Raw genomic sequence first — 13,809 nt, 5'->3', positions numbered from 1 at the left:
AAATCCGAGGCCCGTCACCGCCCGTTCGATGGCGGCCTACAGGCTCTGCAGGATCTCCCGGGCCAGCGCGGCGGTCTCCGACGGCGTCTTGCCGACCTTGACGCCGGCCGCCTCCAGGGCCTCCTTCTTGGCGGCCGCGGTGCCCGACGATCCGGACACGATGGCGCCCGCGTGGCCCATCGTCTTGCCCTCCGGCGCGGTGAATCCCGCGACGTAGCCGACGACCGGCTTGGACACGTTGGCCTTGATGTAGTCGGCCGCGCGCTCCTCGGCGTCGCCGCCGATCTCACCGATCATCACGATGAGCTTGGTGTCGGGGTCCTTCTCGAAGGCCTCGATGGCGTCGATGTGGGTGGTCCCGATGACGGGGTCACCGCCGATGCCGATCGAGGTGGAGAAGCCGAAATCACGCAGCTCGTACATCATCTGGTAGGTCAGGGTGCCCGACTTGGACACCAGGCCGACCGGGCCGGGACCACTGATGTTCGCCGGGGTGATGCCGGCCAGCGCCTCCCCCGGGGTGATGATGCCTGGACAGTTGGGACCGATGATCCGCGTCTTCTGCCCCTTGCCGACGTTGTAGGCCCACGCATAGGCGCTGTCCTGCACCGGGATTCCCTCGGTGATGACCACCAGCAGCGGGATCTCGGCGTCGATTGCCTCGATGATCGCGTCCTTGGCGAATTTCGGCGGCACGAACACGACCGACACGTTGGCGCCGGTCTCCTTCATCGCCTCGGCGACGGTGCCGAAGACCGGCAGCTCGACGTCCTTGCCTTTCGCGTCCACGTGCGACACCGTGGTGCCGGCCTTGCGCGCGTTCACGCCACCCACCACCTGGGTGCCGGCTTTGAGCATGAGCGCGGTGTGCTTGGTGCCCTCACCGCCGGTGATGCCCTGGACGATGACCTTGGAATCTGCGTTCAGGAATATAGACATGGGTCATCTCTCCTTAAGACTTGTTCGCCAGCTCGGCGGCTTTGTCGGCGCCGGCATCCATCGTCTCGGCCTGGATCACCAGCGGGTGGTTGGCCTGGGCCAGAATGCGGCGGCCCTCGTCGACGTTGTTGCCGTCAAGCCGCACCACCAGCGGCTTGTTGGCCTCGTCACCGAGCATGTTCAGGGCGGTCACGATTCCGTTGGCGACGGCGTCGCAGGAGGTGATGCCGCCGAACACATTCACGAAGACGCTCTTGACCTGTTTGTCGTTCAGGATGACGTCCAGGCCCGCGGCCATCACCTCGGCGGACGCGCCGCCGCCGATGTCGAGGAAGTTGGCCGGCTTGACGCCGCCGTGCTTCTCGCCGGCGTAGGCGACGACGTCCAGCGTCGACATCACCAGTCCCGCACCGTTGCCGATGATGCCGACGGCCCCGTCGAGCTTGACGTAGTTGAGGTCGTGTTCCTTGGCCTTGAGTTCCAGCGGGTCCGTCGCGTCGCGGTCCTCGAACTCGGCGTGCTCGGGGTGGCGGAAGTCGGCGTTGGCGTCGAGCGTGACCTTGCCATCCAGCGCCAGAATCCGGTCTTGCGGGTCGCGCACCAACGGGTTGACCTCAACCAGCGTGGCGTCCTCGGCGACGAACACCTCCCACAGCTTGTTGATGGTGATCGCGGCGGCGTCCAGCACCTCGGCGGGCAGGTGGCCCTGCTCGGCGATGGAACGCGCGGTTGCCAGGTCGACGCCCTTGACGGCGTCCACCGGCACCTTGGCCAGCCGCTCGGGCTTGGTGGCGGCCACCTCCTCGATCTCCATGCCGCCCTCGACCGAGCACATGGCCAGGTAGGTGCGGTTGGCGCGGTCGAGCAGGAAGGAGATGTAGTACTCCTCGGCGATGTCGCTGGCCTCGGCGACCAGCAGCTTCTTCACGACGTGTCCCTTGATGTCGAGACCGAGGATGTTCTTGGCGTGCTCGTAGGCGTCGTCGGGCGTCGCCGCGTACTTGACGCCGCCCGCCTTGCCGCGCCCGCCGACCTTCACCTGCGCTTTGACCATCACCGGACGGCCGATCTCGGTGGCGATCTCGCGGGCGCCCTCGGCGGTGTCGGTCACGCGTCCCGGCGTAGTCGGTACGTTGTGCTTGGCGAACAATTCTTTTGCTTGATACTCGAAAAGGTCCATGGACTCTCTGTCTTCGCTCGACTCAACAACTAGGCCTCTTGGTGGGCGGTGCCGCGCTCGGCGACTCGCACGGACGAACTGTATCCACCCTTCGAACGGCGATTACCGTCGCGTCCGCCGATGTGGCACAGCTCACGGGCAAAGGGTGGACCTTCCGCGTGATCCAAATCACAATTCCGCCCGGATTTTCCAACGAGGTTGCCAGCCCCGCGCGTTAGCGGATACCTTCCTAGGGTCCAGATAACGTTATGGTCACGATACGAGGACATTTCAGGTTGTCCCAGCACCGTTTTGCCCGGCCTTCTGCCGTAACTGAAGGCGTCGTGAGGGTAGGTCGCGCGGCAGGCGCCCGGTTGAGCGAAGCGCCGCATCGCACCGAAGTCACGGAAATCCTGCCGCTCGACGGTTTCGATTTCGACGACTTGGATTTCAGCGACGACGCCGGCGACCTCGGCGACCTCGACTTCAGCACCGACTCGCCGTTCGATTACGAAGCGCAGGTGCTGCTGGCGCCCGAACTCGACGACCTGAACGAGGCCGACGACGTACACCCGGCCTGGCTGGCTGCGCCCGTCACCGAGGTGCTGCCGCGGATTACCGCCGAACCGCGTAGCGAGCGGCGTCTCGATCGCTCGCACACCACCGACGTCGTCGGCGTAGCACGCCGCGGCGGGCAGCACCGCAAAGAACCGACCAGCGCCGCCCGGGGCCGCCTGCTGATCTCGGCGATGGCCGCCGGCGCCGCCGCCGCGGCCGCCCACACCGCCACCAGCCACGCCGACACGCCGAAGACCGACGCCGTGCTGACCGCCAACGCGTCGGCTCTCACCGGCGGGGCGGGCAGCAACACCGTCCGCGGCCCGCAGGTGATCGCCGCGGCGCCGGCGGCCACCGCCGCCCTGCACAACCAGGAGCTCGCCAAGGGCGTTGCCTTCGCCAACGATCGCGCTCAGCGCGAGGCGCGGTTGTCGCAGCCCCTCTACGTCATGCCGACCAAAGGGATCTTCACCTCGAACTTCGGCTACCGCTGGGGCGTGCTGCATGCGGGTATCGACCTGGCCAACTCGATCGGGACACCGATCTATGCGGTGTCCGACGGCGTCGTCATCGACTCCGGTCCGGCCAGCGGATACGGGATGCTGGTCAAGCTGCGCCACGCCGACGGCACGGTCACGCTCTACGGCCACATCAACACCTCGCTGGTCAGCGTCGGCGAGCGGGTGATGGCCGGCGATCAGATCGCCACCATGGGCAACCGCGGCAACTCCACCGGCCCGCACCTGCATTTCGAGGTGCTGCAGGGCGGCACCGAACGAATCGACCCGGTGCCGTGGCTCGCTAAGCGGGGTCTTATGGTCGGCAACTACGCTGGTTAAGGTGACCGCGCCGAACGAACAACCTTCCGGTCCTCGTCCGCCCGAGCCTGCGCGCGAACATGAATCGCCCTCCGAATCACGGACACGGATCATCCGGCGTGCGCCGACCGGGCCCATTCCGACCACGCCGGACACCCCGACCACCCACTTCGCCCCGCAGGCGCCGCCCTACCGGGCCGGTTCTCGCGCGGGTCGCACCGGATATGCCGGAGTGCCGGCCCTCGAGCCGTCCGATCGCACGGCCATCGCCGCCTGCGCGGTGAGCATCGTCAGCGGCTGGGCCACGTCGGTGGTGGCCACCGACCTGATCGCCGGGTGGTGGCGAACCGACCGCCTGTTCTGCATCGCGGTGGCGTTTCTGGCCCTGGTGTTCGCGGGAACCACGGTGTCGGGCGTCATCCTGCTGCTGCAGCGCCGATCGATCAGCCGCTACCTGCTGATGGCCGGCGCGCTGGTCGCCGTCCTGACCTACCTCGGTGTGTTCATCGCCGGGGCCCGGGTCGCGTGGGTGGTGCACCTGCTGCCGTTATTGCCGATCGCCACGGTGGTGCTGGTGCTGCTGCCGCAGACCAAACGCTGGCTGGAAGCCTGACCTCCGCCGACGCAGCCGGTCAGAGCTTGCTGATCGGGGCGTGGTTGTGCATCAGCTTTACCCGTCCCGCGCTGCCGAAGTCGATCAGCGACATGGCCGATTCGCCGACGCCGGACACCTCCTCGACCCGGCCGAGCCCGTACTTGTCGTGCGTCACCCGGTCGCCGGGTTCGAGCACCAATAGCGGGCGCTTGCTCATCCCGGACCGCGTCGGGGCCGCCCGCGGCGTACCGAATCGACCGGCGCCGCTCACCGGCGCGCTCAACGACGGCGCCGGCGCCGTGCGCCGCCACTCGATGAGTTCCTGCGGAATCTCTTGTAGGAAGCGTGATTCCGGGTTGAGCATGGGCTGTCCCCAAGAGGACCGGACGATGGCCCGGCTCACGTAGAGCCGCTGACGGGCCCGGGTGATCCCGACGTAGGCCAGCCGCCGCTCCTCGGAGAGTTCGACCGGGTCGTCCAACGACCGCATGTGGGGGAACATCCCGTCTTCCCAGCCGGTGACGAACACCACCGGAAATTCGAGGCCCTTGGCGGTGTGCAGCGTCATCAGGGTGACCATGCCGGCGCCGTCCTCGGGGATTTCGTCGCTGTCGGAGACCAGCGACACCCGTTCCAAGAACTCCGCCAGCACGCCGGTGTCCGGGACATCTTCGTCTTCGGGCGTTTGCAGGGACTCGCCCAACGCCGCCGCGTTGGCCCGGTCGGTGCTGAATTCGTGTGCCACGCTGACGAGTTCGTTGAGGTTGTCCAAGCGCGCCAGTTCTTGGGGATCGGTGGAGGATTCCAGTTCCCTGCGGTATCTGGTGCGTTCGAGCACCGACTCGACCAGATCGCCGAGATCGTCGTCCAGCCGGCCGCGCAGCTCGTCCAGCAGCTCGACGAAACCGGCGATCGCCTTCTCGGCACGCGAATTCAGCATCGGCACTTTGCCTTCGGCCGCGGCCACCAGCGCGTCGGCGAAACTGGCACCGGTGTTCTCGGCGTACACCGCCACGCACGCCTCGGCACGATCGCCGATGCCCCGGCGCGGGGTGTTGAGGATGCGCCGCATGCTGACCGCATCCCCCGGGTTGTCCAGCACCCGCAGATAGGCGACGATGTCGCGAATCTCCTTGCGCTCGTAGAAGCGCACTCCGCCAACGACTTTGTAGGGAATTCCGGCTCGGATGAACACCTCTTCGAATGACCGCGACGAGTTGTTGGTGCGGTAGAAGACGGCGACTTCGTTATAGGTGATCTCGCCCTTCTCCGCGAGCGCGTCGATCTCCTCGGCGACGAACCGGGCCTCGTCGTGCTCGTTGTCGGCGACATAGCCGACGATCAGCTCGCCGGCACCCTCCGCGGTCCACAGTCGCTTGTCCCGGCGCCCGGAGTTGCGGGCGATCACCGAGTTGGCCGCGGACAGGATGTTCTGCGTCGAGCGGTAATTCTGTTCCAGCAGAATGGTTGTCGCGTCCGGGTAGTCGCGTTCGAAATCCTCGATGTTGCGGATGGTGGCGCCGCGGAACGCATAGATCGACTGGTCGGCGTCGCCGACCACGCACAACTCCGCGGGCGGCACTTCATCGGACAGCTCGTCGCTGCCGGGCTGATTCGGCGGTCCCAGCCTCGCCTCGGCTCCGCTGGCTCCGGTGAGCCTCGCTGAACCGCCGCGGCCGGCCAGTTCGCGCACCAGCACGTACTGCGCGTGGTTGGTGTCCTGGTACTCGTCGACGAGGACATGGCGGAACCGGCGCCGGTAGTGCTGGGCGATCTGCGGGAAGGCCCGTAGCACCGCCACGGTTTCTCCGATCAGGTCGTCGAAGTCCAGCGCATTGGCCGCCCGCAGCCGGCGCTGGTACTCGCCGTAAACGGAGGCCACCGTGCGGGACAACTCGTCGGATTCATCGGTCAGGTTGGCCACCGCGCCTGCGGGGTCGATCAGCTCGTTCTTCAGGTTGGAGATGGCGTTGGCCAGCAGCCGCGGCGAGTAGCGCTTGATGTCGAGCCCCATGTCGCGCCCGATCATCTGCAGCAGGCGCCGTGAGTCGTCGGCGTCGTAGATGGAGAAGTTCGAGTTCAGCCCCTCGATCAGAGAGGCCTGATTGCGCAGGATGCGCACGCAGGTCGAGTGGAAGGTGGACACCCACATAGCGCGCGCCCGGTTGCCCACCAGCCGCACCACCCGTTCGCGCATCTCGGCGGCGGCCTTGTTGGTGAAGGTGATGGCCAATACCTGGCCTACTCCGACCCCGCGTTCCGCGATCAGGTACGCGATACGGCGGGTCAACACCGCCGTCTTTCCCGAACCCGCGCCCGCGACGATCAGCAGTGGGGAACCCTGATGCACCACCGCTTGGCGCTGTTGCGGATTGAGGCCCTCGAGCAGTCGGTCTGCTTCCGAGGCCGGCTTGGTATCTGTTGCGTGCACACTCATGTCAGTCCAAACTTACCGCCGCCCACCGACGCCGCAGCGCCCTGGCGTCAGACCCAGGCTAGTGGCCCGAACCGCCGCGGCGGCGGCACGCGGATCCCCGAGAATTCGGCGTGTCGCAACGCCGCTTGCGGACCGGATTTCGCTCGGCGGCGCAATTGCACCCAAGTCCACAAAGCGCAGCTTAAGTATCGTTTTTTGCGCGTTAACCGTTGTTAGTGGCACACTCGATTCGTGCTCAACGTGCAGTGTCAGCGACGCTCCCCGATCAGGGAGTGGCGCCGCCGATTTTCCTACGGGTACCGGTTCCCGGTGCCCGTGGCCTAACTGCTTCCGCAGAGCCCCGTGGTCCGCTGTCGGCACTCGGGGCTCGTCTTTTGTGAGGCCCGATACTGCATGAGACCAGAACCCCCACAGCACGACGAAAACGCGGAGTCAGCAGAAATGAACACCGAGACCGTCCAGACCGACGAGGTCACCGACATCGACGAGTTGCGCCAGGAGATCGACCGGCTCGATGCCGCGATCCTCGCCGCGGTGCAGCGGCGCACCGAGGTGTCACAGGCGATCGGCAAAGCCCGGATGGCATCCGGTGGTACGCGGCTGGTCCACAGCCGCGAAATGAAAGTCATCGAGCGCTACAGCGAGCTCGGCCCCGAGGGCAAGGACCTGGCGATACTGCTGTTGCGTCTGGGCAGGGGCCGGCTGGGGCACTGACCTCGGCGGTTCATCGCAAGCCCCTACCGCCGGCCGCTACACCTGGCTCCGTCACGTCACAGCCCATAGGGTCGAAGCATGACCCGCGTCGGCGACGATGCAGAGCAAAGCGATGAAGAGGAGCGACGCCAGTGACCTCCGTGCACACCATCCCCGACATCACCGCCACCCCGGCGTGGGACGCCCTGCGCAGGCATCATGACCAAATCGGCGAAACCCATCTGCGCCAGTTCTTCGACGACGACCCCGATCGCGGCCGCGAGCTGACCGTCTCCGTCGGCGACCTTTACATCGATTACAGCAAGCACCGGATCACGCGAGAAACGCTGCGGCTCTTGGTCGATCTGGCGCGCACGGCCAACCTCGAAGAGCGCCGCGACCAGATGTTCGCCGGCGTGCACATCAACACCTCGGAGGATCGCGCGGTGCTGCACACCGCGCTGCGGCTGCCCCGGGACGCCGAACTGGTCGTCGACGGCGAAAACGTCGTCCAGGAAGTGCATTCGGTGCTCGACGCCATGGGCGACTTCACCGACCGGTTGCGCAGCGGTGAATGGACGGGGGCCACCGGAAAACGAATCACCACGGTGGTCAACATCGGCATCGGCGGATCGGACCTCGGACCGGCGATGGCGTACAAAGCGCTGCGGCACTATGCGGATGGGGGGATCTCGGCGCGATTCGTCTCCAACGTCGACCCGGCCGACCTCACCGCCACCCTGGCGGACCTAGACCCGGCCACAACGCTTTTCATCATCGCGTCGAAAACCTTCTCGACGCTGGAGACCCTGACCAACGCCACCGCCGCGCGCCGCTGGATCACCGGCGCGCTCGGTGACGCCGCGGTATCCCAGCACTTCGTCGCCGTCTCCACCAACAAACGCCTCGTCGATGACTTCGGCATCAACACCGAGAACATGTTCGGTTTCTGGGACTGGGTCGGTGGCCGCTACTCGGTCGACTCGGCGATCGGACTGTCGGTGATGGCCGTGATCGGCCGAGAAGCGTTCGCGGACTTCCTGTCCGGATTCCACCTCGTCGACCGGCATTTCAAAACCGCGCCGCTGAAATCCAACGCGCCTGTGCTGCTTGGACTTATCGGCGTGTGGTACTCCAACTTCATGGGCGCGCAATCGCGCGCCGTGCTGCCGTACTCCAACGACCTCGCACGTTTTCCGGCCTATCTGCAACAGCTGACCATGGAATCCAACGGCAAGTCGACCCGCCTGGATGGCAGCCCGGTCACCACGGACACCGGTGAAATCTTTTGGGGCGAACCGGGAACCAACGGACAGCACGCCTTCTACCAGTTGCTGCATCAGGGCACCCGGCTGGTGCCGGCCGACTTCATCGGCTTCAGCCAACCCACCGACGACCTGCCCACCGCCGAAGGCGGCGGCAGCATGCACGACCTGCTGATGAGCAACTTCTTCGCCCAGACCCAGGTGCTCGCCTTCGGCAAGACCGCCGAAGAAATCGCCGCCGAGGGCACGCCGGCCGACATCGTGCCGCACAAGGTGATGCCCGGTAACCGGCCGTCGACCTCGATCCTGGCCAACCGGCTCACCCCGTCGGTGCTGGGCCAGCTGATCGCGCTGTATGAACACCAGGTCTTCACCGAAGGTGTGATCTGGGGCATCGACTCGTTCGACCAGTGGGGCGTGGAGCTGGGCAAAACCCAGGCCAAGGCGCTGATCCCGGTGATCACCGCGGATGAATCGCCGGCACCGCAGTCGGACAGCTCCACCGACGCTTTGGTGCGCCGCTATCGCAGCCAACGCGGGCGGACCAGCTGACGGGTGCTCAGGCGAACATCTTGGTCAGTTGCGGCGGCAGCACCCGCATCAACTGCACCAGCGGCGCCCACGGCCACCACGGCACCGCGGCCCGCCCGACCTCGCGTTCCATGGCGGCGACGAGCGCGTTGACCCCAGTCTCGTTGTCCACCATCAGCATCGTGCTGTTGGACTTGGCCGTCATCTCCGATTCGATGTAGCCCGGCTCGATGACCGAAACCTTGACGGGGCCCTTGGCGTATTCGGCGCGCAGCGATTCGCCTAATGAGCTCACCCCGGCCTTGCTCGCCGCGTAGGCCGCCTTGACCCCGGGTACGCCCTTGTTGCCGAGCACCGACGAGATCAATACCAGGTGGCCCGAACCGTTCTTGTTGAACATCTCCAGCGCCGTCTCGATCTGCACCAGCGCCGAGACCAGGTTGGTCTCGATGGTTGCCTTGTTGGCCCACAGCTTGCCGGAGCCCAGCTTTGCGCCCTTGCCGATGCCGGCGTTGACGACGATGCGGTCGATGCCGCCCAACTCGTCACTCAGTTCGGCGAACACCTTCGGGACGGCCTCGTGGTCGTTGACGTCCAGCGCGGCAACCGCGATCTTGATACCCGGATACTTCTGCGACAGCTCGCCTTTCAGCTCGTCGAGCCGGTCGGTGCGACGCGCGCACAGCGCAAGGTCGCGGCCCTTGGCGGCGAACGCGCGCGCCATGCCGGCGCCCAGGCCGGAGCTGGCACCGGTGATGAGGATCTTCTGGCGAGTCATCGCGGCAGCATACCGACAGGTGTCAAGTGTCGGTCGGTCGACTACTTCAGCAAACGCGACATCCGCCGGTCGGCCAAGATCTTGCCGCCGGTCTGGCACGTGGGGCAGTACTGGAAGGACTTGTCGGCGAATGACACTTCGCGCACGGTGTCCCCGCATATCGGGCAGGGCAGCCCGGTGCGGGCGTGCACCCGCAATCCGGACCGCTTCTCGCCCTTGAGGGTGGCCGCGCCCTGGCCGACGGAGCGGCTCACCGCATCGCTGAGCACGGAGACCATCGCGTCGTGCAGCGCGGCGAGTTGCGCGTCGGACAGCTTGCCGGCGGTGGCGAACGGCGAGATGCGCGCGACGTGCAGGATCTCGTCGCTGTAGGCGTTGCCGATGCCGGCGATCACCTTCTGGTCGGTGATGACCGTCTTGATCCGCCCGGTGTTGCCGGCCAACAGATCTGCCAGCGCGTCTGCGTCCAGGTCCAGCGCGTCCGGCCCGAGCGCGGCGATCCCCGGGACCTGCGCCGGGTCGTCGACCAGCCACACCGCCAGCCGCTTCTGGGTGCCGGCTTCGGTGAGGTCGAAGCCGGGCGCCTCACCGGGGGTGCCCAGGTGCACCCGCAGCGCGATCGGACCCTTGCCGGGCCGCAGCGGCGCCGCGGCCAGCTTGTCGGACCACCTCAACCAGCCCGCCCGCGACAGGTGAGCGATCAGGAAGAGGTTGTCCGCGCGCAGCCCGAGGTACTTTCCCCACCGCTGGGCCCCGGCTACGGTCTTGCCGTGCAGCGCGCTGATCGGCGGGTCGAAGGTCTTGAGCACGGACAGGGCGGCGATGTCGACCCGGCCGATCGGCAGGCCGACGGCATGGCGTCGCAGATGGTCGACCAGCGCTTCGATCTCGGGTAGTTCGGGCACCGTTTCAGTGTGCCGGTCGCAGCAAATAGGTGTCCATGATCCAGCCGTGCCGGGCGCGGGCTTCGGCTCGTAGCGAAACGATGCGGGATCCCACCTCGCCGACCGTCCCCGCGATGAGCAATTCGTCGTCGGTGCCGAGGTAGGCGCCCCACCAGATTCGCGTGTCGGGCGGGCAGAGCCGGAAGGCGCAGTCTGCATCGAGCATCACGACGGCGGATCCAGCCGCCGGCCCGTGGTTGCGCATCTGCCTGCCGGTGGTGAGCAGAACGGGTTCGCCGACCTCGTTGAGTGGGATGCGGTGCCGCGCGGTCAGCGCCTGCACGGCGGTGATGCCCGGAATGACGTCGAACGTGAAGTCGACCCGCGCGGCCACCGCGTCGAGGATGCGCAAGGTGCTGTCGTAGAGCGACGGATCGCCCCAGGCCAAAAACCCGCCGACACCATGCGGACCGAGTTCGGCAGAGATGGCGTCGGCCCAAATCTGCGCGCGGGCGGCATGCCAATTGGCGACGGCGTCGCGGTAGTCGGCATCAACTGACCGCTTGGGGTCGGGCAGCTGGACGAAGCGGTAGCCCGGCTCACGGATGAAGCGGTCGCAGATCTCCCGGCGCAGCGCCACCAGGTCACTCTTCTGCTCGCCCTTGTCCATCGCGAAGAACACCTGGGTGTCGTTGAGCGCCTCGATCGCCTGCACGGTCAGGTAGTCGGGATCGCCGGCCCCGATGCCGATGACGTGAATGTGCCGGCCCACTACGTCGCCTCCCGATGCTCGTTGCTCGTCAGACTGCCGAATCGCAACCTCCAGCGTCTAGCCGGGACCATAAGTACCCAGTACCATGGGTACCGTCTGAAGCACCCAATGAAGGGAGCGGCGCATGACCTCAGCGGTGAAGCCGACAGGGCCGAGTCGTGAGGAGTTCTCGGACCGGTTACTGAAGGGCTCGGTCAAGAAGTCTTACGAACCCGTCGTCGACATCGATTGGGACGCACCGCTGGATCCGGACAAGTTCTATCTGCCGCCGCGGCTGGTGTCGCTCTACGGCACGGCCATGTGGGACGAGATGTCCCGCGAACAACAAATCGAGCTGTCCCGGCAGGAATTGGTCAACACGCTGTCGGCCGGAATCTGGTTCGAGAACATGCTCAACCAGGCACTGCTGCGCACGATCCTGCACGAGGACCCGACCAGCAGGTCGACGCACTACAAATTGACCGAACTGGGCGACGAGACCCGGCACATGGTGATGTTCGGGAAGGCGATCGAACGTATCGGCGCCAAACCAGTGCGGCCCAGGCTGTTTCACCGGATGATCATCAACGCGCTGCCGTTGGCGTTTCAGCGCGGGTCGATGCTCTGGGTGGCCGCCCTGATCGGTGAGGAAATATTCGACTCGCTGCAGCGGCAGATGATGGACGATCCGGAACTGCAGCCAATCATCCAGCGCCTCATGCGAATTCATGTCACCGAAGAGGCCCGCCACATTCAGTTCGCGCGCGACGGCGCCCGCAAGCGCGTCGCCGAGATGCCCCGGTTCAACCGCTGGTTCATGGCCAACATCAACGGCCTGGGCGGCTACTTCTTCAACTACCTGTTCAGCAATCCCGTCCCTTATGCGCGAGCGGGACTCGACCCCCAGCGGGCCCGGCAGGTCGCGCGCACCAGTCCGCATCGGCGCGACATACAGGTCGCCGGCTTCGCTCCACTGGCGGCATTCCTGACCGAGGTCGGCCTGATGGGCTCGATCGCGCGGCGCGGCTGGAAGCGCAGCAGGTTTCTGTGACGCGGCCGCGGGACCACGCCGAGCGCCGCTGCCGCATTGCCGTCGCCGGGGCGGGCACCCGCGCGCAGAGCGCCCAAACCGCTTTGCAGGCAGCCGGTTTCACCGATCTGATGATGCTGGAGCGGCCCGTCCGGGCCGCGCGCTTTGACGACGACTCCGCTACCTGGCTGTTGACCACGGCGGGTGGCGAGCAGATCCGGGCCGATGTCGTCGTCGCGGCTGACCGTCCGCTCCAGCGGCCCTGGCTGCCCCGCATCCCCGGGCGCGACGAGTTCGGCGGTGCATCGTTTCACGCGGCGGCGTGGGATTGCGGATTCGATCCGTCCGGCAAGGACATCGCGGTGGTCGGCACCGATGCCGCGGCGGCCCATCACCTCGCGCGGCTGACCCAGGCGGCGGCATCGGTCACCGTGTTCGCCCATGCACCGCGTCGCGTTGTGACCGACATCCCGGCGTGGTCCGCCCGCGCCACACGCTGGCTGCGCCGCCGCACTCCCACCACGCGGGCTCGGGCTCAGGCCGCAATCGCCGGGTCGGCGATCGAGGCGGTGACCGCCTCGGGGGTGCGCACCCTCGACGGTGCCGACCAGCGCGTCGACGCCATCGTCTACGGCACCGGATTCTTCATCCCCGAGGACGTCACCGACCAGACATTGGTGGGTGCGGCCGGGCTGAGTATCCGCCGGGCGTGGCACGACGGCATGGAGCCGTTCTGCGGGGTGGCGATCCGCGGGTTCCCGAATTACTTCTTCATCACCGGACCCGATCCGGACACCCAGGCGCGCTACGTCGCCGAGTGCCTGAACGTCATGAAGCGCACCGGCAGTGGCCGCATCGAGGTGCGTGCCAGCAGCCAGCAGGTGTTCAACGAGCGAGCCCAACTGCGACTCGCCCAGCCGCCTCCGGTGGCATCCGCCTTCGATCTCTCGGCCAGCGCACCCGCCGGCGAAGACACCTACGACGGAGCCGCCACCCTGGAGATCGCGGGCGCCAGGCATTCGGTGCGGGTCCGGCTGATGGGACATCTGGACCCGATCGACGGCCACTACCACTGGCAGGGAACGGTATTTGGGTCCCCGTCGGAACCGTTGTCGGGCGACATTTTCACTCAGGCGCGCACCGGCACGCTGACGGTCGGTGAGCGCAGCGCGCCGGCACGCATCGTCGAACAAACACCGTGGGGGACGCACTCGGTCGCCGGGGTGGGCGCTCCCCCCTTCGCACTGACCACCCGGTGAGCCGATATCTGCACCGCCTCGCCCGCTGATACGCGGTGCCGTCGCGCCGGTTAGCAGCCGGTTGTTTCGGACATACCAGAAAGTTTGGCGGCAGTCACCGTGTGGTAACCGG

Annotated in this window: 12 protein-coding genes and 1 pseudogene; 6 read left to right on the top strand and 7 right to left on the bottom strand. The window is 66.8% G+C overall.

The window, feature by feature from the left end:
• Nucleotides 1-36: 36 nt before the first annotated feature.
• Complete coding sequence (gene sucD, locus ACIUM1_RS19710) at nucleotides 37-939, bottom strand: succinate--CoA ligase subunit alpha (RefSeq protein WP_406814273.1); 903 nt, start codon at nucleotides 937-939, stop codon at nucleotides 37-39.
• Between the two features lie 13 nt (nucleotides 940-952).
• A complete protein-coding gene (gene sucC, locus ACIUM1_RS19705; protein WP_406814272.1) occupies nucleotides 953-2,119 on the bottom strand; it encodes an ADP-forming succinate--CoA ligase subunit beta in 1,167 nt (388 codons plus the stop codon).
• 323 nt (nucleotides 2,120-2,442) lie between these two features.
• Between sucC and ACIUM1_RS19700 the strand changes: the two genes are divergently transcribed.
• Nucleotides 2,443-3,495, top strand: a complete 1,053-nt coding sequence (locus tag ACIUM1_RS19700; protein WP_406814271.1) for a M23 family metallopeptidase — start codon at nucleotides 2,443-2,445, stop codon at nucleotides 3,493-3,495.
• A gap of 1 nt (nucleotide 3,496) precedes the next feature.
• Nucleotides 3,497-4,087: a hypothetical protein gene (locus ACIUM1_RS19695; RefSeq protein ID WP_406814270.1), complete on the top strand. Its 591-nt coding sequence runs from the start codon at nucleotides 3,497-3,499 to the stop codon at nucleotides 4,085-4,087.
• 19 nt (nucleotides 4,088-4,106) lie between these two features.
• Here the strand turns inward: ACIUM1_RS19695 and pcrA are convergent, their stop codons facing one another.
• A complete protein-coding gene (gene pcrA / locus ACIUM1_RS19690; RefSeq protein ID WP_406814269.1) occupies nucleotides 4,107-6,506 on the bottom strand; it encodes a DNA helicase PcrA in 2,400 nt (799 codons plus the stop codon).
• 393 nt (nucleotides 6,507-6,899) lie between these two features.
• Between pcrA and ACIUM1_RS19685 the strand changes: the two genes are divergently transcribed.
• Together ACIUM1_RS19685 and pgi are read left to right on the top strand one after the other, a co-directional pair.
• Nucleotides 6,900-7,220: a chorismate mutase gene (locus tag ACIUM1_RS19685; RefSeq protein ID WP_406814268.1), complete on the top strand. Its 321-nt coding sequence runs from the start codon at nucleotides 6,900-6,902 to the stop codon at nucleotides 7,218-7,220.
• 131 nt (nucleotides 7,221-7,351) lie between these two features.
• Entirely contained in the window at nucleotides 7,352-9,016 is a 1,665-nt protein-coding gene (pgi, locus tag ACIUM1_RS19680) for a glucose-6-phosphate isomerase (protein ID WP_406814267.1), read from the top strand.
• Between the two features lie 7 nt (nucleotides 9,017-9,023).
• Here the strand turns inward: pgi and ACIUM1_RS19675 are convergent, their stop codons facing one another.
• From ACIUM1_RS19675 to cobF, 4 genes and pseudogenes are all read right to left on the bottom strand, one after another.
• Nucleotides 9,024-9,773: an SDR family oxidoreductase gene (locus ACIUM1_RS19675; protein WP_406814266.1), complete on the bottom strand. Its 750-nt coding sequence runs from the start codon at nucleotides 9,771-9,773 to the stop codon at nucleotides 9,024-9,026.
• A 41-nt stretch (nucleotides 9,774-9,814) separates the two neighbouring features.
• On the bottom strand, nucleotides 9,815-10,273 hold the full coding sequence (locus tag ACIUM1_RS19670) for a zinc finger domain-containing protein (RefSeq protein WP_406817760.1): 459 nt from the start codon (nucleotides 10,271-10,273) through the stop codon (nucleotides 9,815-9,817).
• Between the two features lie 210 nt (nucleotides 10,274-10,483).
• Nucleotides 10,484-10,678, bottom strand: a pseudogene (locus tag ACIUM1_RS19665) (DNA-formamidopyrimidine glycosylase family protein); the annotation flags it as partial.
• Nucleotides 10,679-10,682: 4 nt separating this feature from the next.
• Nucleotides 10,683-11,429, bottom strand: coding sequence for a precorrin-6A synthase (deacetylating) (cobF, locus tag ACIUM1_RS19660; protein WP_406814265.1), 747 nt, complete (start codon nucleotides 11,427-11,429; stop codon nucleotides 10,683-10,685).
• 124 nt (nucleotides 11,430-11,553) lie between these two features.
• On the opposite strand from cobF, the gene ACIUM1_RS19655 reads away from it, so the two are divergent.
• Entirely contained in the window at nucleotides 11,554-12,459 is a 906-nt protein-coding gene (locus tag ACIUM1_RS19655; RefSeq protein WP_406814264.1) for a diiron oxygenase, read from the top strand.
• Nucleotides 12,456-13,697, top strand: coding sequence for a DUF4873 domain-containing protein (locus ACIUM1_RS19650; RefSeq protein WP_406814263.1), 1,242 nt, complete (start codon nucleotides 12,456-12,458; stop codon nucleotides 13,695-13,697). The genes ACIUM1_RS19655 and ACIUM1_RS19650 overlap by 4 nt, the downstream gene beginning before the upstream one ends.
• Nucleotides 13,698-13,809 lie beyond the last annotated feature (112 nt).

This window comes from Mycobacterium sp. M23085, assembly GCF_045343915.1.
Lineage (GTDB): Bacteria > Actinomycetota > Actinomycetes > Mycobacteriales > Mycobacteriaceae > Mycobacterium.
This window is presented reverse-complemented; position numbering and strand designations above follow the sequence as displayed.